Origin of the sequence: Bacillus sp. FSL K6-1003, assembly GCF_037964945.1 — a bacterium.
Classification (GTDB): domain Bacteria; phylum Bacillota; class Bacilli; order Bacillales; family Bacillaceae; genus Bacillus; species Bacillus mojavensis.
The window spans coordinates 1,585,743-1,605,729 of record NZ_CP150176.1; the positions used below are offsets into that span (position 1 = coordinate 1,585,743).

At 44.2% G+C, this 19,987-nt stretch carries 18 protein-coding genes, 1 riboswitch and 1 other annotated feature; all 18 genes read left to right on the forward strand.

Going from position 1 to position 19,987, the window contains the following annotated elements; translation table 11 throughout:
* The first annotated feature begins 243 nt into the window (after positions 1-243).
* The 18 genes from NSU16_RS08250 to pyrR all read left to right on the forward strand — a co-directional run bounded on the left by NSU16_RS08250 (position 244) and on the right by pyrR (position 19,823).
* The gene (locus NSU16_RS08250; protein WP_339192499.1) at positions 244-4,551 is read left to right on the forward strand and encodes a S8 family serine peptidase; all 4,308 of its coding nucleotides are present in this window, start codon (positions 244-246) and stop codon (positions 4,549-4,551) included.
* A 194-nt stretch (positions 4,552-4,745) separates the two neighbouring features.
* Positions 4,746-5,675, forward strand: coding sequence for a sigma-E processing peptidase SpoIIGA (gene spoIIGA / locus NSU16_RS08255; RefSeq protein WP_286059938.1), 930 nt, complete (start codon positions 4,746-4,748; stop codon positions 5,673-5,675).
* Between the two features lie 62 nt (positions 5,676-5,737).
* The gene (gene sigE, locus NSU16_RS08260) at positions 5,738-6,457 is read left to right on the forward strand and encodes an RNA polymerase sporulation sigma factor SigE (RefSeq protein WP_024121327.1); all 720 of its coding nucleotides are present in this window, start codon (positions 5,738-5,740) and stop codon (positions 6,455-6,457) included.
* Positions 6,458-6,596: 139 nt separating this feature from the next.
* Positions 6,597-7,379: an RNA polymerase sporulation sigma factor SigG gene (gene sigG / locus NSU16_RS08265; RefSeq protein ID WP_010334169.1), complete on the forward strand. Its 783-nt coding sequence runs from the start codon at positions 6,597-6,599 to the stop codon at positions 7,377-7,379.
* A gap of 155 nt (positions 7,380-7,534) precedes the next feature.
* Complete coding sequence (locus NSU16_RS08270) at positions 7,535-8,329, forward strand: ABC transporter ATP-binding protein (RefSeq protein ID WP_010334170.1); 795 nt, start codon at positions 7,535-7,537, stop codon at positions 8,327-8,329.
* Positions 8,330-8,337: 8 nt separating this feature from the next.
* Positions 8,338-8,440: riboswitch (TPP riboswitch) on the forward strand.
* Positions 8,441-8,530: 90 nt separating this feature from the next.
* Positions 8,531-9,811: an acetylornithine deacetylase gene (locus NSU16_RS08275; RefSeq protein ID WP_339192500.1), complete on the forward strand. Its 1,281-nt coding sequence runs from the start codon at positions 8,531-8,533 to the stop codon at positions 9,809-9,811.
* Between the two features lie 83 nt (positions 9,812-9,894).
* Complete coding sequence (locus NSU16_RS08280) at positions 9,895-10,140, forward strand: YlmC/YmxH family sporulation protein (protein WP_010334173.1); 246 nt, start codon at positions 9,895-9,897, stop codon at positions 10,138-10,140.
* 157 nt (positions 10,141-10,297) lie between these two features.
* The gene (gene pgeF, locus NSU16_RS08285) at positions 10,298-11,134 is read left to right on the forward strand and encodes a peptidoglycan editing factor PgeF (RefSeq protein ID WP_268446244.1); all 837 of its coding nucleotides are present in this window, start codon (positions 10,298-10,300) and stop codon (positions 11,132-11,134) included.
* Positions 11,135-11,140: 6 nt separating this feature from the next.
* The gene (locus tag NSU16_RS08290; RefSeq protein ID WP_229148158.1) at positions 11,141-11,833 is read left to right on the forward strand and encodes a YggS family pyridoxal phosphate-dependent enzyme; all 693 of its coding nucleotides are present in this window, start codon (positions 11,141-11,143) and stop codon (positions 11,831-11,833) included.
* Positions 11,830-12,282: a cell division protein SepF gene (gene sepF / locus NSU16_RS08295; protein ID WP_010334176.1), complete on the forward strand. Its 453-nt coding sequence runs from the start codon at positions 11,830-11,832 to the stop codon at positions 12,280-12,282. Before NSU16_RS08290 ends, sepF begins: the two co-directional genes overlap by 4 nt.
* Positions 12,283-12,288: 6 nt before the next feature.
* Positions 12,289-12,561, forward strand: coding sequence for a YggT family protein (locus tag NSU16_RS08300; RefSeq protein ID WP_010334177.1), 273 nt, complete (start codon positions 12,289-12,291; stop codon positions 12,559-12,561).
* A 60-nt stretch (positions 12,562-12,621) separates the two neighbouring features.
* Positions 12,622-13,395 carry an RNA-binding protein gene (locus tag NSU16_RS08305; RefSeq protein WP_010334178.1) on the forward strand — a complete coding sequence of 258 codons (774 nt, stop codon included), beginning with the start codon at positions 12,622-12,624 and terminating at the stop codon, positions 13,393-13,395.
* 94 nt (positions 13,396-13,489) lie between these two features.
* On the forward strand, positions 13,490-13,984 hold the full coding sequence (gene divIVA / locus NSU16_RS08310) for a septum site-determining protein DivIVA (RefSeq protein WP_010334179.1): 495 nt from the start codon (positions 13,490-13,492) through the stop codon (positions 13,982-13,984).
* Positions 13,985-14,046: 62 nt separating this feature from the next.
* Positions 14,047-14,274, forward strand: a binding site (T-box leader).
* Between the two features lie 51 nt (positions 14,275-14,325).
* Complete coding sequence (ileS, locus tag NSU16_RS08315; RefSeq protein ID WP_029441246.1) at positions 14,326-17,091, forward strand: isoleucine--tRNA ligase; 2,766 nt, start codon at positions 14,326-14,328, stop codon at positions 17,089-17,091.
* Between the two features lie 141 nt (positions 17,092-17,232).
* Positions 17,233-17,607: a sporulation-related RNA polymerase-binding protein YlyA gene (gene ylyA, locus NSU16_RS08320; RefSeq protein WP_010334180.1), complete on the forward strand. Its 375-nt coding sequence runs from the start codon at positions 17,233-17,235 to the stop codon at positions 17,605-17,607.
* A gap of 110 nt (positions 17,608-17,717) precedes the next feature.
* Positions 17,718-18,182 (forward strand): signal peptidase II, encoded by a 465-nt coding sequence (lspA, locus tag NSU16_RS08325; protein WP_010334181.1) that lies wholly within the window; start codon positions 17,718-17,720, stop codon positions 18,180-18,182.
* A gap of 1 nt (position 18,183) precedes the next feature.
* On the forward strand, positions 18,184-19,095 hold the full coding sequence (locus NSU16_RS08330; protein ID WP_168747755.1) for an RluA family pseudouridine synthase: 912 nt from the start codon (positions 18,184-18,186) through the stop codon (positions 19,093-19,095).
* A gap of 182 nt (positions 19,096-19,277) precedes the next feature.
* A complete protein-coding gene (pyrR, locus tag NSU16_RS08335; RefSeq protein ID WP_024121338.1) occupies positions 19,278-19,823 on the forward strand; it encodes a bifunctional pyrimidine operon transcriptional regulator/uracil phosphoribosyltransferase in 546 nt (181 codons plus the stop codon).
* Positions 19,824-19,987 lie beyond the last annotated feature (164 nt).

The window sequence follows — 19,987 nt, forward strand, 5'->3', positions numbered from 1 at the left end:
ATCTATCATGTCTTTTGAACTATGTCTTCCTACACAGATCAACAAATCAACCTATTATACCTACCGATATTTCATGACCATCTAATCATTTTCATTTATATGGAAAAGAAATGACAGGAAACGACAATATCTGTAATTGAGATTGTCTACAGTTAACATACAGCGAAGTTTTGACAAACAAATTGAACTTTAAAGGAGGGACGACATTTTTTTACAAAGTGGTTTAAAAAAGGGGGATAAAAAATGAGGAAAAAGACGAAAAACAGACTGATCAGTTCTGTTTTGAGTACAGTTGTCGTCAGTTCACTGCTGTTTCCGGGTGCAGCCGTGGCAAGCAGCAAAGGAGCCGCTTCTTCTGTAAAACAGGAGCTTCAATCTTCAGAGACGATTCAAAATAAGATATCCAGCTCATTAAAGAAAAGCTTTAAAAAAGAAGGAAAAACTACCTTTCTGATCAAATTTAAAGATCAAGCTGACACTCAAAAAGCGGCAAAATCAGCTGTCAAAAGAGCGAAATCTAAAAAGATGACCGCTGCTAAAACGGAATATCAAAAGCGTTCCGCCGTTGTGTCTTCGTTAAAAGTGACAGCTGATGAAGCTCAGAAGGACGTCTTGAAATATTTAAACAGCCAGAAAAATAAAGGGAATGCCGATGATATTCATTCCTATTATGTGGTAAATGGAATTGCAGTACATGCTTCAAAAGAGGTCATGGAGAAAGTGGCCCAGTTTCCTGAAGTAGAAAAGGTGCTTCCAAATGAAAAACGGCAGCTTTTTAAGTCATCCGCCTCCCCATTCAATATGAAAAAAGCGCAAAAAGCGATAAAAGCGACTGACGGCGTAGAATGGAATATAAACCAAATAGATGCACCGAAGGCTTGGGAGCTTGGATATGACGGAACGGGTACGGTTGTCGCCTCCATTGATACAGGGGTTGAATGGGAACACCCTGCATTAAAAGAAAAATATCGCGGGTTTAATCCGGAAAGCCCGAATGAGCCTGATAATAACATGAACTGGTTTGATGCTGTAGCGGGCGAGTCAAGTCCTTATGATGATCTTGCCCATGGCACTCACGTAACAGGTACAATGGTTGGTTCTGAGCCTGATGGCACGAATCAAATTGGTGTCGCACCTGGCGCAAAATGGATTGCCGTTAAGGCGTTTTCAGAAGATGGCGGGACAGATGCTGACATTTTGGAGGCCGGTGAATGGATTTTAGCTCCAAAGGACGCAGAGGGCAATCCTCACCCGGAAATGGCTCCGGATGTCGTCAATAATTCTTGGGGCGGGGGCTCCGGCCTTGATGAATGGTACAGGGATATGGTCAATGCCTGGCGGGCGGCCGACATTTTCCCGGAATTCTCTGCGGGAAATGCTGATCTCTTTAACCCGGGAGGACCTGGTTCTATCGCTAATCCTGCCAATTATCCGGAAGCATTTGCGACCGGAGCGACTGATATTAACAAAAAGCTTGGCGATTTTTCACTCCAGGGACCGTCGCCATACGATGAAACAAAGCCGGAAATTTCTGCTCCAGGCGTAAACATCCGGTCTTCAGTTCCTGGCCAGACATATGAAGACGGATGGGATGGCACTTCGATGGCAGGACCGCATGTTTCTGCTGTTGCCGCGTTGTTGAAGCAGGCAGACGCCTCACTTTCTGTCGATGAGATGGAGGATATATTGACAAGCACGGCTGAGCCATTAACAGACTCTACATTCCCTGACTCTCCGAATAACGGATACGGTCATGGTTTGGTTAATGCTTTAGACGCTGTATCAGCCGTTACAGACGGTTTGGGAAAAGCAGAAGGGCAAGTTTCTGTCGATGGGGAAGATGAAGAGATGCCTGTCTATCAACATGAGAAAGTAAATGAAGCTTATGAAGGTGCCAGCCTTCCGCTTACCTTGACAGCTGAAGACAATGTGAGTGTGACTGCCGTTAAATTGGCCTATAAGCTGGATCAAGGCGAATGGAACGAGGTCAATGCGAAACGAATCAGCGGAGATCATTTGAAGGGGACGTACCAGGCGGAAATCCCAAGTATAAAGGGGACCGCATTAAGCTATAAGTGGATCATTCAGGATTTTGGCGGCCATGTTGCTGAGTCTGACATATATGATGTATCCGTAAAACCTAGCATCACTACTGGATACAAGCAGGATTTTGAAACAGAACCAGGCGGCTGGCTTATGAGCGGAACAAACAATAACTGGGAATGGGGAGTTCCGGAATCAGGCCCTCATGCAGCTGCATCAGGAGAAAAAGTATTTGGGACAAACCTGACTGGAAATTATGCCAATGGAGCGAATATGAATCTCACTATGCCTCCAATTGATGTGCCGGATTCAGGGAACCTGTTTCTTCAATTCAAGAGCTGGCACAACCTGGAAAGTGATTTTGATTACGGCTACGTTTTTGTTTTACCGGAAGGCGAAACGAATTGGGAGCAGGCTGGGGTCTATAATGGAAAGACTTCAAACTGGATCAACGAAGAAATTAATTTATCCGCATATAAAGGCCAAAACATTCGAGTGATGTTCAACCTTCAGTCTGATGAAAGCATTGCGAAAGAGGGCTGGTACATTGATGATGTTCAGCTTTCAGACAAATCTGCCGGAAAAACAGCTAAAAAGAATAAGCTGGGCGTACAAAAAACGGCAGAAAAGCAAAAGAAAAAAGCGGTTAATCCAAAAAAGGCTAAGCCTTCAACACATACAGCTGTCAAAACAGAACATAGCGCTGATATGCAGCCGCAAGCATTGCCGCTAAGAGCACAGGTCAGTGTGGTTGAAACAGGAAAATCAACCTATTCAGATCAATCAACCGGACAGTACAAGCTGACGCATAAAGCAGGAGACTATACGCTTATGGCAGAAGCTTACGGCTATCAATCGAAAACGCAAAAAGTGTCTTTGCAGACAGATCAGACAACCCGAGCTAATTTTACGTTAGAAGAACTAAAGAAAGGCACATTAAAAGGCACTGTCATCAATAAAACAACAGGAAAGCCTGTAAAAGGGGCTTCCGTCTATGTTATCGAGGATGCCGCGGTTGAACCGGCAACTACAAACGACAAAGGAGAATATACACTTGAGGCCTATGAGGGCTCTTACTCCATTAAAGTAGCTGCGCCGGGCTATTACAGCGATGAATTTTCCGTTGAGTTAAAAGGTGATATCACAAAAGAAACTGTGCTAAAGCCTTTCGTCGGTTATCCAGGCGAGATCGGATACGATGACGGAACAGCGGAGAATGCAAATTCCTATTTTGCGGCCGGAAACGGATGGGCGGTGAAAATGTCACTGGCTGACGGCAAGGAAAAAGGCATGCTGACAGGAGGGCTATTCAGATTCTGGGATACGGAGTTCCCTGATCCTGGCGGCACAGAGTTTAAGGTCGAGGTTTACGATGCGACAGGGAAAGATGGAGCACCCGGCAAAAAAATTGCGGGACCATATCAAGCTGAAGCTCTTCGTAATGGCGAATGGACGAAAGTAGATCTCAGCTCGAAGGGGATTATGGTCGATAAAGACTTTTATCTTGTCTATATCCAGTCAAAACCTGATCCATATTCACCAGGCTTGGCAATGGATGAAACCGGGCAGTACTCAGATCGCAACTGGCAGTATGTTGACGGAACATGGCAAAAAGGGGATAAAGAAGACGGCAACTATATGATTCGTGCATTAGTCGATTATGAAGCTGCCGTACCTGACATTACTTCTCCTGCAGACCAATCATACACCAATAAGGAGAGCGTCACTGTAAAAGGAAAGGCATCTCCCGGGACGACTATAACCCTTTATAATGGTGATAAAGAAGCAGGAGAAACGAAAACTGCCGCAGATGGCACGTTCGAAGCAGGGGTTTCACTCAGCAAAGGGGAAAACAAGCTGACAGCGGCTGCATCAACAGACTCCGGAACGACAGATGCTTCAAGTCCTGTTACGGTCACACTTGATCAAGACAAGCCTGAACTGACGCTCGACAATCCAAAGGATGGCGAGAAAATCAATAAAGAAGCGCTGACTGTTAAAGGCACTGTTTCAGATGACAACTTGAAAGAAGTAAAGGTTAATGGCAAAAAAGCAACAGTCACAGACGGTTCCTACTCCGCCCGTATCCTATTGGAAAACGGAAGCAACGAAGTAAAGGTGACAGCCTCTGACTTAGCAGGCAACAAGACGACGAAAAAAGCTGTCGTCGATGTGAATTTTGACAAGCCAGTTATTAACGGACTAATTCCTGGTGAGGACAAAATCTTAAAAGCTGGTGAATCGGTCAAAATCGCTTTTTCAAGCACGAAAGGGGCAGATGCAACGTTTGTCATTCGTCTTCCGCTCACAAATGCAAGAGCGAATGTACAAAACGCTACCGAGCTGCCGTTAAGGGAAATATCTCCGGGACGATATGAAGGCTATTGGACAGCAACATCTTCTATTAAAGCAAATGGAGCGAAAGTAGAGGTTATCGTTCGAGACAATTACGGCAATGAAACTAGAAAAACAGCGAATGGAAAACTATATATCAATACTGAAAAGTAAGTGTAAAAAAGCTGCCGCCCTTGGCAGCTTTTTTTCTATATACTCGCATTCATTCCCTCGACAAATTAAGCAGTTATCCCTGAAAAATTGTATGGGCCTCTCAACATTAATTGACAGACTTTCCCACAGAGCTTGCTTTATACTTATGAAACAAGAAGGGGAACAGCGTGATGCAAGAAAGAAAGGGGTCAGGTGTGAAAATCTATTTAGATGTCATTTGGCTGTTAAACTTTTGTTTTGACGCACTGTTGCTTTTACTGACGGCATTTATTTTAAAACGCCATGTGAAAAAAAGAAGATTGATAGGCGGCGCGTTTATCGGTTCAAGTATTGTCCTTTTGATGTTTACTCCTTTCTCACCGATCGTTGAGAACCCGGCCGGAAAGCTCGCTTTTTCGGTTGTCATTGTACTCGTAACATTCGGTTTTAAGAGGTTTCGTTATTTCTTTCAAAATTTGTTTTCCTTTTATTTTGCTACTTTTCTAATGGGAGGAGGAATAATCGGAGCACACTCATTGCTGCAGTCAAACTCTATTGTCAGAAACGGTGTCATGATTACCAATCAAACCGGATTTGGGGACCCGATCAGCTGGATGTTTATCGTGGCTGGCTTTCCCGCATTATGGTTTTTTTCCAAGAGAAGAATCGAAGATATTGAAACAAAAAACATTCAATATGAGGAACGAGTCAGGGTACAGGCGGACCTGGGCGGCCAAACACTGCACGCAAGAGGCCTGGTGGATTCAGGCAACCAGCTGTACGACCCGCTCACAAAAACGCCGGTCATGATTATTCACATTGATAAGCTTGAACCGATTTTCGGAGAGGCTGATACGATGATTATTCGAAATGCAGACCCGATGGAAGCGATTGAACAGCTTGATGATTCGTTTCGTTTTTTAGATAAAATGAGGCTGATCCCATACCGGGGAGTAGGCCAGCAGCATCAATTCTTATTATGTATCAAACCGGATCATGTAACGATTATGACAAAAGATGAAATGATTTCCGCGGATAAATGCTTAATTGGCATCAGTACGTCAAAGCTGTCGGCAGATGGAGATTTTGACGCGATTATTCATCCGAAAATGCTGTCAGGAAAAGCCATTAAACACGTGTCCTAATGTTCGCAAATGTCCGTTATTTATCATACTCATAAGACGTGACATTTAGAAGGGAGAGGAAGATGAAAAAACTTAAATTGCGGTTGACGCACCTCTGGTATAAGCTGCTGATGAAACTGGGCTTGAAAAGCGATGAAGTGTATTACATAGGCGGAAGTGAAGCTTTGCCGCCGCCATTATCAAAAGACGAGGAGCAGGTTCTATTAATGAAGCTCCCAAGCGGTGACCAAGCGGCCCGCGCTATTTTGATCGAACGCAACCTGCGGCTGGTCGTCTATATCGCCCGGAAATTTGAAAACACGGGAATTAATATTGAAGATTTAATCAGCATCGGCACCATTGGATTAATCAAGGCTGTGAATACCTTCAATCCGGAAAAGAAAATCAAGCTGGCTACATATGCCTCTCGCTGTATCGAGAATGAAATCCTGATGTATTTAAGGAGAAACAACAAAATCCGTTCAGAAGTATCTTTCGATGAACCGCTTAATATTGATTGGGACGGCAATGAGCTTCTGCTTTCTGATGTGCTGGGCACGGATGATGATATCATCACAAAGGACATTGAAGCAAACGTGGATAAAAAGCTTCTAAAAAAAGCGCTCGAACAGTTAAATGAGAGGGAGAAACAAATCATGGAACTTCGTTTCGGGCTTGTCGGCGAAGAGGAAAAAACCCAAAAGGATGTTGCGGATATGATGGGGATTTCTCAATCCTATATTTCCCGTCTGGAAAAACGAATCATTAAAAGATTGCGAAAAGAATTCAACAAAATGGTGTAAAAAATTTTTGCGGGTTAATCCCTTGATTCTACAAGGATTTCCCAATTATGACTATTTTTCGGTCTGAGTACAGTGCATATTTTTCCCACCCGAGGAGATACTTAACGTTGTACAGCAGCTCCTGTAGGGAGGGAAAAAAGTGTCGAGAAATAAAGTCGAAATCTGCGGGGTGGATACGTCCAAATTACCCGTACTCAAGAATGAAGAGATGAGAAAGCTGTTTAGGCAATTGCAGGACGAAGGTGATGATTCAGCCAGAGAAAAGCTTGTAAACGGGAACTTGCGTCTTGTCTTAAGTGTCATTCAAAGATTTAATAACAGAGGGGAGTATGTTGATGACTTATTTCAAGTCGGCTGCATCGGACTAATGAAATCCATTGATAATTTTGATCTAAGCCACAATGTTAAGTTTTCAACATACGCTGTACCTATGATTATCGGAGAGATCCGCAGGTATTTGCGCGATAATAACCCGATACGAGTCTCGAGATCACTCAGGGATATCGCATATAAGGCACTCCAGGTAAGAGAACGGTTAATCAGTGAGACAAGCAAGGAGCCGACGGCAGAGGATATCGCCAAAGTTCTTGAAGTACCGCACGAAGAAATCGTGTTTGCACTCGACGCCATTCAAGATCCGGTATCTCTTTTTGAACCGATCTACAATGACGGCGGAGATCCGATTTATGTCATGGATCAAATCAGTGATGAACGCAACAAAGATACACAATGGATTGAAGAGCTGGCTTTGAAAGAGGGCATGAGAAGGCTGAACGAGAGGGAAAAAATGATTTTAAGAAAACGGTTCTTCCAAGGAAAAACGCAAATGGAAGTAGCCGAAGAAATCGGGATTTCTCAAGCACAGGTGTCCAGACTGGAAAAGGCAGCAATCAAACAAATGAATAAGAATATTCATCAATAGCATGGACGCGGAAAGCCTTTAAAACAGAAATTGTTTTAAAGGCTTTTCTATTTAGAACGAGCGGTTTACGTTTTCGAAAAAGTAAGGTATCCTAGTCCGTACACAGTTTTGTGAAAATTAAAACAATTCTTTGCTTTGGAAAGAGGAGGACCACAATGATTTTGCAGCTTGACAATGTCTCACTAAAACGGAATGGAAAATGGATACTAAAGGATATTCATTGGAAAGTAGAAGAAAAGGAGAACTGGGTGCTTTACGGATTAAATGGAGCAGGGAAGACTGCGCTGTTAAATATGCTATGCTCTTACTATTTTCCGACAACAGGCGAGATGCAGGTGCTTGGTCATGTATTCGGAAAAACGGAACTGGGAGATAAACTCAGACGAAAAATCGGCCTTGTCTCAGCGGGTCTTCAGCAAAAATTGTATCCGGCAGATTCAGCTTTTGAAATTGCTCTGAGCGGGGCATATGCTTCGATTGGCTTGTATGAAACTCCAAGTGCGGATATCAGAGAAAAAGCGATTGCCCTGCTCGAGGACTTAGGAGCCATCGATTATGCTGACCGCCGCTATGAAACTCTTTCTCAAGGAGAGAAACAAAGAGCTTTAATCGCAAGAGCGCTAATGGCTGATCCGGAGCTGCTTATACTGGACGAACCAGTTACAGGACTTGATTTTATTGCCCGGGAAAAACTGTTAGATACGATTACACATATTGCAAGCAGGGAAAATGCGCCGTCTATTCTTTATGTTACCCATCATGCGGAAGAAATTTTGCCGATTTTTGATAAAGCCCTCTTGTTAAAAAAGGGAGAAGTCTTTAGATCAGGACAAATGAAAGACATGCTGACAGATGAATCACTTTCTTCTTTTTTTGATACGCCGATCCGTGTATTATGGAATCAGGATCGTCCGTTTTTAACAAGAGCTGAGACGGTAACAAATGCATAACGACATACGATTCATCCTAGGGGTGCTTTAGAAGCTGAGAGAGACGCTTGTCTCAACCCTTATTGACCTGATCTGGATCATACCAGCGGAGGGAAGCGGTGAAAAAAGCGGAGAATGCAGCAGCTTGCACTCTGCTTTCTTTATTAAGCCGTTTCATGAATATGAAACGGCTTTTTTCTATTAAAAATAGGAGCGGATAACATGATTGATCAAGTAGAATCTTTACTAAAAAAAGCGGAAGAACAAAAGGACGAGCTCATTGGGCTTGCGAAAACGCTGATTTCTTTTAAAACACCGGCGCCGCCTGCGAGAAATACAGACAGCATCCAAACATGGATTACGCAGTTTTTGCGTGAACAGGGATTTTTCATCGACAAATGGGACGTTTATCCAGGAGATCCCAATGTTGTGGGTGTTTTAAAGGGAACAAATTCAGCAGCCTATCAAAGTTTAATCATCAATGGGCATGTCGATGTGGCAGAGGTAAGAGAGGACGAGGAATGGGTGCATGAGCCGTTTTGTCCTATTGAGAAAAACGGTTTCTTAATCGGCCGGGGCGCCTCAGATATGAAAGGCGGAATGGCCTGTGTGCTGTTTGCTGTAAAGCTGATTCGTGAAGCAGGCATTGAGCTCCCGGGCGATTTGATTCTGCAATCGGTCATCGGGGAGGAGGTCGGAGAGGCCGGCACGCTTGAATGCTGCAAAAAGGGCTATCACGCAGACTTTGCAGTTGTGGCGGATACGAGCGATATGCATATTCAAGGTCAAGGCGGAGTGATTACAGGCTGGATCGAAATCAAAAGCAGTCAAACGTTTCACGATGGAACAAGACGCAATATGATCCACGCTGGCGGAGGAACATTCGGGGCGAGCGCGATCGAAAAAATGGCAAAAATCATTTCTGGACTCGGTGAGCTTGAGCGCCATTGGGCCATCATGAAACGTTATCCCGGCTTTGCACCCGGTACAAACACAATTAATCCCGCTGTTATAGAAGGAGGCAGACATGCGGCCTTTATAGCGGATGAGTGCCGGCTGTGGATCACAGTCCATTTTTACCCGAATGAAACGCATGAACAAGTGGCAGCGGAAATAGAAGATTACATCAACCGGCTGAGTGATAGTGATATTTGGCTGAGGGAAAACCGTCCTGTCTTTAAATGGGGAGGCTCTTCAATGATTGAGGATAGAGGAGAAATTTTTCCGGCCTTGGAAGTTGATCCGGCTCATCCTGGCGTTTTAGCCCTTACAGCGTCACACGAGGAAATCAAACGGGAACGCCCGGTCGTTGACGTCTCTCAGACCGTAACCGATGGCGGATGGCTTTATAATGCCGGTATCCCAAGCGTGATCTACGGACCTGGCAATTTATATAATGCTCATTCCGTTAATGAGGAGGTATCGATTGAGCAGCTCGTAGATTATACGAAAATCATGCTCACATTCATCCTTAGATGGTGCAGCCGTAAAAAAGAACAATGATCATGAAAATTTCTCCTTGCTGACAAGGTTCAGCCCGCCCGTTCATATACTAGAAAAAAGGACCGAAAAAGGACGTGATGGGAATGATCAGCATTTCAGAATTTCAGGTGAAAGATGTCGTCAATGTCTCTAACGGAAAAAAATTGGGGAGCATCGGCGATATTGATATCAATGTCACTACAGGAAAAATTCAGGCGATTATACTAGGGGGAAATGGAAAAGTTCTCGGTTTTTTTGGAAAGGAAGAGGAAATGGTCATTCCTTGGCGAAATATAGTTAAAATCGGTGAAGATGTCATTTTAGTCCGATTAAGTGAATCCCATGCTTAGCTTTTTTGCCGCTGATTGTCAAATGCCGGAAGTCTGAACTCTTCCGGCACATTTCATTTATGAAATATGCAAATCGGCGCTAAACGAATGCAGAAAGATGTGGTAAAATAAGTGGGAAATTACGCCTTATAAATGTTTGTCGAAAGGTTGGATCATCATGAATACATATCACCCATTCAGTCTCACCACCCCCTCGACACTCATGATACAAGACTGGAAACAAACGAATCAAAATCATGCAGAAATCATTGCCGGATTTACTACGAAAAACGGCGGTGTCAGTCAAAAACCTTTTGAGTCGTTAAATACAGGATTGCACGTTCATGACAAAGATGCAGATGTGGTTAAAAATCGTGAATATATAGCCGATATGTTTAATATTGATTTGCAGTCTTGGGTATTTGCTGACCAGACACACGACAATCGCGTTCAAAAAGTGACGCAGAGGGACAGGGGCAAAGGCGCCCGTGAGTATCAATCAGCTTTTAAAGCAACAGACGGGCTCTATACAAATGATAAAAATGTATTCCTGGCATTATGCTTTGCTGATTGTGTGCCTCTTTTCTTTTTCGATCCGGTGAGATCGCTTGTCGGGGTCGCTCATGCCGGATGGAAAGGCACGGTCAAACAGATTGGCAGAGAAATGGTGAAACAATGGACCGAACAGGAGGGCTCGAAGCTTTCTGATATATACGCTGTTGTCGGACCGTCTATCTGCGGTGCGTGCTATACCGTGGATGATCGTGTGATGAATGCTGTCCGCGCATTGCCGTTTTCAGCAGAGCGTGCCGTAAATCAGACGGGGCAGGGGCAGTATCAGCTTGATCTGAAAGAGCTGAATCGACTCATACTGATCGACAGCGGTTTGGCAAATGAGCAGATTTCTGTCAGCGGTTTATGTACGGAAAGTGAGCCGTCACTTTTCTTTTCCCACCGGCGCGATCAGGGGAATACAGGACGGATGATGTCCTTTATCGGAATGAAGGAGGCATAAAAGATCTTGCGTGTTGTTGATCATTTACGACATATAAACGAACGAATAAACGAAGCATGTAACAGATCGGGCCGCAGCTCCGATGAAGTTACGGTTATTGCAGTCACAAAATATGTCTCGCCAGAAAGAGCACAGGAGGCGGTCGATGCGGGCATCACGTGCCTCGGAGAGAACCGGGACGCCGAGCTGCTTCGCAAACAGGAAATCATAAAAGGAAATGTGGAATGGCATTTTATCGGCAGCCTTCAATCAAGAAAAGTAAAAGCTGTCGTCAATTCTGTTTCCTATATTCACTCTCTGGACCGGCTTTCATTAGCGAAAGAAATTGAAAAACGGGCTGAAGGTGCTGTACAATGCTTTGTGCAGGTCAATACCTCGCTTGAGCCCTCTAAACACGGCATGAAAAAAGAAGAAGTGATACCCTTCATACAGGAGCTTTCCGGCTTTGAACACATCGTTGTGGCCGGACTGATGACTATGGCTCCTCTGACTGATGACCAAGATCAGATCAGAAGCTGTTTCCGAGCGCTGAGAGAACTTCGTGATCAGGTTCAAGAGCTGAAACAGCCGAACGCTCCATGTACAGAACTGTCGATGGGCATGTCAAATGATTTTGAAATCGCGATTGAAGAAGGGGCTACTTATATTAGAATCGGCTCATCGTTAGTCGGAAATGAAACAGGGGGTGTACAGCAATGAGTATGAAAAATAAACTGAAAAACTTTTTCTCGATGGATGAAGAAGAATACGAATACGAATATATTGAAACTGAGCGGGATTCTCATGAGGAACAGGAACAAAAAGATAAACCTGCTTATAATGCCGGTAAACCAGCAGCCAAACAGAACGTGGTAAGCTTGCAAAGTGTTCAGAAATCCTCTAAAGTGGTGTTGAGTGAGCCGCGCGTTTATGCGGAGGCGCAGGAAATAGCCGATCATCTGAAGAACAGGCGGGCAGTTGTCGTCAATCTTCAGCGGATACAGCATGACCAGGCGAAACGGATTGTTGACTTCTTAAGCGGAACCGTTTACGCCATTGGCGGCGATATCCAAAGAATCGGTTCAGATATTTTCCTATGCACGCCTGATAACGTAGATGTATCAGGCACAATTTCTGAGCTCATATCTGAAGACGATCAGAGGTGGTAAAGCGAGATGATCCTTTATCAAGTTTTTTCGGTTTTAAGCTTATTAATTACAATATACTCATTTGCCCTGATCATATATATTTTTATGTCATGGGTGCCGAGTACGAGGGAAACAGGAGTCGGACGTTTTTTAGCTTCGATCTGTGAACCATATCTCGAGCCATTCAGAAAAATTATCCCCCCAATTGCAATGCTGGATATTTCACCAATCGTAGCCATTCTCGTGCTGCGGTTTGCGACAACCGGCTTGTGGGGGCTTTATCGCATGATTGCCTTTTAAGGTGACAGTTTGATAGGGGCTTGGCTGCTGCCAAGCCTCTTTACATAGAAGGGAAAGACGATGAGCGATATTTATCAGCACTTCAGAAAAGACGAGCGTGCCTTTATCGATCAGGCGCTCGAATGGAAAAGAATTGTCCAGGAGCAGTACCGGATGAAGCTGACCGACTTTTTAGATCCCCGGGAACAGGTCATTCTCGCTGCTGTCACGGGACAGGCAGATGTAGGACTGGCTTTTTGCGGCGGCTATGGCAGAGCGGAGCGAAAACGGGCAATTTTATATCCTGAGTATATCACGCCGGAAGAATCGGATTTTGAGCTTCAGGCGTTTGACGTCCGCTATGCTGAAAAATTTGTGACGGTCGATCACCGGTCTCTTCTTGGTTCATTAATGGGAATCGGCCTGAAGCGGCAAAAGTTTGGAGATTTAGTGTTTTCAGAGACGGCAGTGCAAATCATTGTCTCAGCTGAAACAGCCGATTTTGTTGCAGCTCAGCTTACCCAAGCCGGAAAAGCCGCGGTCAAGCTTGAGAAAATTGACTTGTCAGACCTTAAAATTCCCGCATTAGATGTCGAAATAAGAGATGATACCGTTTCTTCTTTAAGGCTTGACGCAGTCTGCGCCTCTATGAGCAGGCAATCACGCCAGAAATCACAAACGCTCGTGAAAAACGGTCTTGTAAAAGTGAACTGGAAGGTTGTTGAAGATCCTTCTTACCAGGTTGCTGAAGGGGACATGCTCTCTATCAGGGGCTTTGGCCGCTGCAGTCTGACAAAAATCGAAGGGAAAACCAAAAAAGACAAGTGGAGAGTCACGTTTGAACGACAAAAATAGTCGGTTTTTCAGTTTTTTTCTCCATCTGTGTGGAATTTGCTTTATAATGTGAACTAGATAACCGTACTGAAATGTAAAAAATGGAGGTGGCATCATGCCATTAACGCCGAATGATATTCACAATAAGACGTTTACAAAAAGTTTTCGCGGATATGATGAAGACGAGGTAAATGAATTTCTGAGCCAAGTCAGAAAAGATTACGAAATTGTTCTCCGTAAAAAAACAGAGCTTGAAGCGAAAGTGAATGAGCTAGATGAAAGAATCGGGCACTTTGCCAACATTGAAGAAACGCTGAATAAATCGATTCTGGTTGCCCAAGAAGCAGCTGAGGACGTAAAGCGCAATTCTCAAAAGGAAGCAAAGCTGATTGTTCGGGAAGCGGAGAAAAACGCTGACCGCATCATCAATGAGTCTTTATCGAAATCAAGAAAAATCGCAATGGAAATCGAAGAACTGAAAAAACAGTCTAAAGTGTTCAGAACACGTTTCCAAATGCTAATCGAAGCGCAGCTTGATCTTCTGAAAAATGATGATTGGGATCATCTGCTCGAATATGAAGTCGACGCTGTGTTTGAGGAAAAGGAATAAATTCTCTGATTACCTTGACATTTTCTTAGCTTGTCGAATATAATACGTTCATAAATTCAGATGAAAAGACGGTTGAAAGGGACAGTCATGTTTCCATCATGCCTTTATAGCGACCCGGAGATGGTGAAAGTCCGGGATGGCCGGAATCATGTAGATCAGCCCTTAAGTTTCCTTTCTGAACTCACAGTAGGTTAGGACGTTCATCACGTTACGATGCTCGAGAGGAAAAAGCGTAAGCCTGGCTTTTTCTAAAAGGGTGGTACCGCGAGATAAGCTTTCTCGTCCCTTATGGGATGAGAGGGCTTTTTTTATTTTCTGAAAAAATTGGTGGAGGAATGAAAATGGATTACAAAGACACGCTCTTAATGCCGAAAACAGATTTTCCGATGCGAGGCAATTTGCCAAACCGTGAGCCTGACATGCAAAAGAAATGGGAGGAGCAGGATATCTACAGTCTAGTACAGGAACGGACGAAGGACCGCCCGAAATTTGTTTTACATGACGGACCTCCGTACGCAAACGGCGATATCCACATGGGCCACGCGCTTAACAAAATTTTAAAGGACTTCATCGTCCGCTACAAATCAATGAGCGGTTACAACGCACCATATGTACCGGGCTGGGATACACATGGATTGCCGATTGAAACAGCTCTTACAAAAAACAAAAAAGTGAACCGCAAAGAAATGTCAGTAGCTGAATTCCGCAAGCTATGCGAAGAATATGCATGGAAGCAAATAGAGGGTCAGCGTGAGCAGTTTAAGCGTCTCGGAGTCCGCGGTGACTGGGAAAATCCATATGTGACACTGAAACCGGAATATGAAGCACAGCAAATCCGCGTTTTCGGTGAGATGGCAAAACGAGGCTACATTTATAAAGGCCTTAAACCGGTTAACTGGTCACCTTCAAGTGAGTCTGCTTTAGCTGAAGCGGAAATCGAATATCAAGACAAACGCTCAGCATCTATTTACGTCGCTTTTGGCGTGAAAGACGGAAAAGGAGTGCTTGAAAACGGTGAGCGCATCATCATTTGGACAACAACGCCTTGGACGATCCCTGCAAACCTCGGCATTTCGGTGCATCCTGATCTAGAGTACAGCGTGATTGCAGTCGGTGATGATCGCTTTGTTGTAGCAAGTGCACTGGTTGAAGCTGTAGCTTCTGCATGCGGCTTTGAGCAGTATGAAGTGACAAGAACGATCAAAGGGAAAGATCTCGAAAATATTATCGCTGAACATCCGCTATACGGCAGAGATTCACTCGTTATGCTTGGCGATCACGTGACAACTGACGCCGGAACAGGCTGTGTTCATACAGCACCGGGACATGGGGAAGATGACTTTATCATCGGCCAAAAATACGGCTTAGACGTACTTTGTCCGGTTGATGAAAAAGGTGTGATGACAAGCGAAGCTCCTGGCTTTGAAGGTATGTTCTATGATGATGCAAACAAAGCGATCACTCAGCAGCTCGAAGAAAAGGGCGCGCTCGTAAAGCTTGAATTCATTACACACTCCTATCCGCACGACTGGAGAACAAAGAAACCAACCATTTTCAGAGCAACTGCGCAATGGTTTGCGTCTATTAAAGATTTCAGATCAGACCTGCTGGATGCCATTAAAGAAACTAAATGGGTTCCTGAATGGGGCGAGCAGCGCTTGCACAATATGGTGCGCGACCGCGGCGACTGGTGTATTTCCAGACAGCGTGCATGGGGTGTGCCGATTCCGGTATTTTATGCTGAAAACGGTGAGCCAATCATCACAGATGAAACGATTGAGCACGTTTCAGAATTGTTTAGAAAACATGGCTCTAACATTTGGTTTGAAAAAGAAGCGAAGGATCTTCTTCCGGAAGGCTTTACGCATCCTGGTAGCCCGAACGGCACATTTACAAAAGAACAGGACATCATGGATGTTTGGTTTGATTCTGGTTCTTCCCACCAAGCGGTGCTTGAAGAGCGCGAGGATCTCGTTCGGCCGGCTGATTTATACCTTGAAGGCTCTGACCAATACCGGGGCTGGTTTAACTCATCTCTATCAACAGCAGTAGCCGTAACAGGAAAAGCGCCATATAAAGGTGTGCTCAGCCATGGATTTGCACTGGATGGAGAAGGACGCAAAATGAGTAAATCCATCGGTAACGTTGTGGTTCCAGCAAAAGTTATGAAACAGCTTGGCGCCGACATTTTAAGATTATGGGTGTCTTCTGTTGACTACCAGGCGGATGTTCGCGTGTCTGATGCGATTCTGAAGCAGGTTGCTGAAGTATACCGTAAAATCCGCAACACGTTCCGTTTCCTTCACGGCAACCTATTCGATTTTGATCCAAAAACAAATGCGGTGGCTGTGGAAGATCTTCGTGAAGTCGATCAGTACATGCTGATTAAGCTAAACAAACTGATTGATAAAGTGAAAAAAGCGTATGACGAGTACGAATTTGCGGTTGTGTATCACAGCATCCACAATTTCTGTACAATTGAATTAAGCTCATTCTATCTGGATTTCGCTAAGGATATTGTATACATTGAGCATGCGGATCATCCGGATAGACGCAGCATGCAGACTGTATTCTATGAAACGCTGCTTGCGTTAGTGAAGCTTACAGCGCCGATTCTGCCTCATACTGCTGACGAATTGTGGTCTCACTTAACATTTGTTGACGAGCAAAGCGTTCAGCTGACAGATATGCCGGAAACGATTGCGGTTCCAAACAGCGAAGCCACAGAAGATAAGTTTGACCGTTTTATGTCTCTTCGTGATGATGTGCTAAAAGCGTTAGAAACAGCGCGAAATGAAAAAATCATCGGTAAATCATTGGAAGCAAGCCTGAAGTTGTATCCGAATAAAGAGAACAAAGAGCTATTAGCTTCTATTAAAGAAAATCTTTCTCAGCTGTTTATTGTTTCTGAATTAACCATCAGTGAAGAAAATGAAGCGCCAAACGATGCGCAAAGCTTTGAGACAGGGAAAATCACTGTCGAGAAAGCTGAAGGCGAAATGTGTGAGAGATCCCGTGTGATTTCTAAAGATGTAGGTGCAAACCCGAAATATCCTACACTGTCACTGCGCAACGCTGAAATTGTTGAAAAGTATTATCAGAATTAATGAAAGAGCCCGGCGCACAAGCCGGGCTTTTTTGTGCCAAGAGTGACATCGTTTAGAATGGCAGGAAAAATCTTATGGGCTTTAGATCATCATTCACAGGTAACAATATAGGTATTACGTTAAGAGCAGGAGTTGTGATGAATGAATGATCAACTGACCGCAATTTATACGGAACTTCTTCTGATGAAAGAAGAATTACAGTCGAGATTATTTGAGTATTCTTGCTTTCAGGTTTCAACAAGCCCGCAGGCAGCAATCAATCATAAACAAAAAGCAACTCTGATCTATCATATTAAAGAAGAGCTTCAGGACGTTCTTCTCGCATTGTCAAAAATTGAGGACGGCACATTCGGATACTGTGAAGAAACTGGGTCTCCCATTCCTCTTTCAAAGCTGGCGGTGCTGCCGACAGCGCGAACAGCAAACGATTTTCTGTATTCAGTCCAATTTGAAAAAAAAACGCTTCCTCTGTGGAAATCAACTGATATTGAGTATGATCAGGCGCTGTATGAATAACAGCGCCTTCCCAATTAAGTCTGTACAGAGGCTGATATTTCTTTACTCCTGTGCTTTTTATTGATAAAATGCATAATGGATTAAAGTAACCGTACAATGGAGGAACGTTTGTGCTGTATTACGTTATCGCACTACTTATTATCGCAGCTGATCAACTGACAAAATGGCTTGTCGTCAAGAACATGGAACTTGGACAAAGCATACCGATCATTGATCAGGTATTCTATATCACCTCCCATCGCAATACGGGTGCGGCGTGGGGGATATTAGCCGGTCAGATGTGGTTTTTTTACCTCATCACAACTGCAGTCATTATTGGTATTGTTTATTACATACAGCGATATACGAAAGGGCAAAAGCTTCTTGGTGTTTCCCTTGGACTCATGCTTGGCGGCGCCATCGGCAATTTTATCGACCGGGCTGTCAGACAGGAAGTGGTGGATTTTATCCATGTCATTATCGTCAATTACAATTACCCGATCTTTAATATCGCGGACTCTTCATTATGTGTCGGCGTAATGCTTTTATTTATACAAATGCTGTTGGACAGCGGGAAAAAGAAGAAGGAGCAATAGAATGAATCAATTTGACATAACCGCTTCAGAAGAACAAAAAAGTGAGCGGATTGATAAATTTCTGGCATCGACTGAAAATGGTTGGTCGAGAACCCAGGTTCAGCAATGGGTGAAGGACGGACAAGTTGTCGTAAACGGAAGCCCGGTGAAAGCGAATTATAAAATTCAGCCGGGTGATCAGGTGACCGTCACTGTACCTGAGCCGGAAGCACTCGACGTGCTGGCAGAACCGATGGATCTGGATATATACTATGAAGATCAAGATGTGCTGGTTGTCAATAAACCTCGCGGAATGGTTGTGCACCCAGCACCCGGGCATCTTACGGGCACACTTGTAAACGGCCTTATGGCTCATTGCACGGATCTTTCCGGAATAAATGGCGTGATGCGTCCGGGGATCGTTCACAGGATCGATAAGGATACGTCCGGATTATTAATGGTGGCGAAAAATGATATGGCACATGAGTCTCTCGTGAACCAATTGGTCAACAAAACGGTCACGCGGAAATATACGGCGGTTGTCCACGGAATTATTTCTCATGATGACGGTACAATTGATGCGCCGATCGGGCGGGATAAGAAAGACCGGCAAAGCATGACCGTAACACGTGATGGCAAAAACGCCGTCACTCATTTTCATGTTCTTGACCGCTTCCAGGAGTTTACGCTTGTAGAATGCCAGCTTGAAACAGGAAGAACGCATCAAATCCGTGTTCATATGAAGTATATCGGCTTCCCGTTAGCGGGAGATCCGAAATACGGGCCGAGAAAAACGATCGATTTTAACGGACAGGCGCTTCATGCCGGAATTTTAGGTTTTCAGCATCCTCGCACTGACGAATATATCGAATTTGAGGCACCGCTTCCTGAGGATATGTCTGCTTTAATCGAAAATCTGAGAAAAACCCGTTGACAGGACGTCTCTTTTCTGAAATAATAAACGAAGCTGAATAGATTCTTTAAAACAGTCCAGAGAGGCTGAGAAGGATAACGGATTGACGGGATACGTGTATATGCACGCACCTTGTCCTAAACCCCTCTCTGCCAATGGCAAGAGGGGTTTTTTCTTCTAAATGAACTGTGAGGTGTCACATAATGAATCAAAAAGCTGTCATTCTCGACGAACAGGCAATCAGACGTGCGCTGACCAGAATTGCTCACGAAATGATAGAACGCAATAAAGGGATGAACAACTGCATCCTTGTCGGCATCAAGACAAGAGGCATTTATTTAGCAAAACGCCTCGCCGAACGGATAGAACAGATTGAAGGAAATCCTGTAACGGTTGGAGAAATTGATATTACCCTTTACAGAGATGATCTATCCAAAAAAACGAGCAATGAAGAACCGCTTGTGAAAGGTGCAGATATACCGGTAGACATCACAGATCAAAAAGTAATTGTCGTAGATGATGTTCTTTACACAGGGAGAACGGTCAGAGCCGCTATGGACGCCCTTGTCGATGTAGGCAGGCCTTCCTCAATTCAACTGGCTGTGCTTGTTGACAGAGGACACAGAGAACTGCCGATCCGAGCAGATTACATCGGGAAAAACATTCCGACTTCAAAAGCTGAAAAGGTTATGGTGCAGCTTGATGAGGTTGACAAAAACGATCTCGTCGCCATTTATGAAAATGAATAATGTATCACCTTTTTAAACGCAATCCAGAGAGGTTGCAAAGAGGTGCACAGCGAAGCCCCGAAAGTATGCGGCCGGTCTTTGTATGCCTCTTTGCGTAAAAATAGCAAAGAGGTTTTTTTATACAGTTATGAAGTCATCCTAATATGAAAAGTCATCAATCAGGG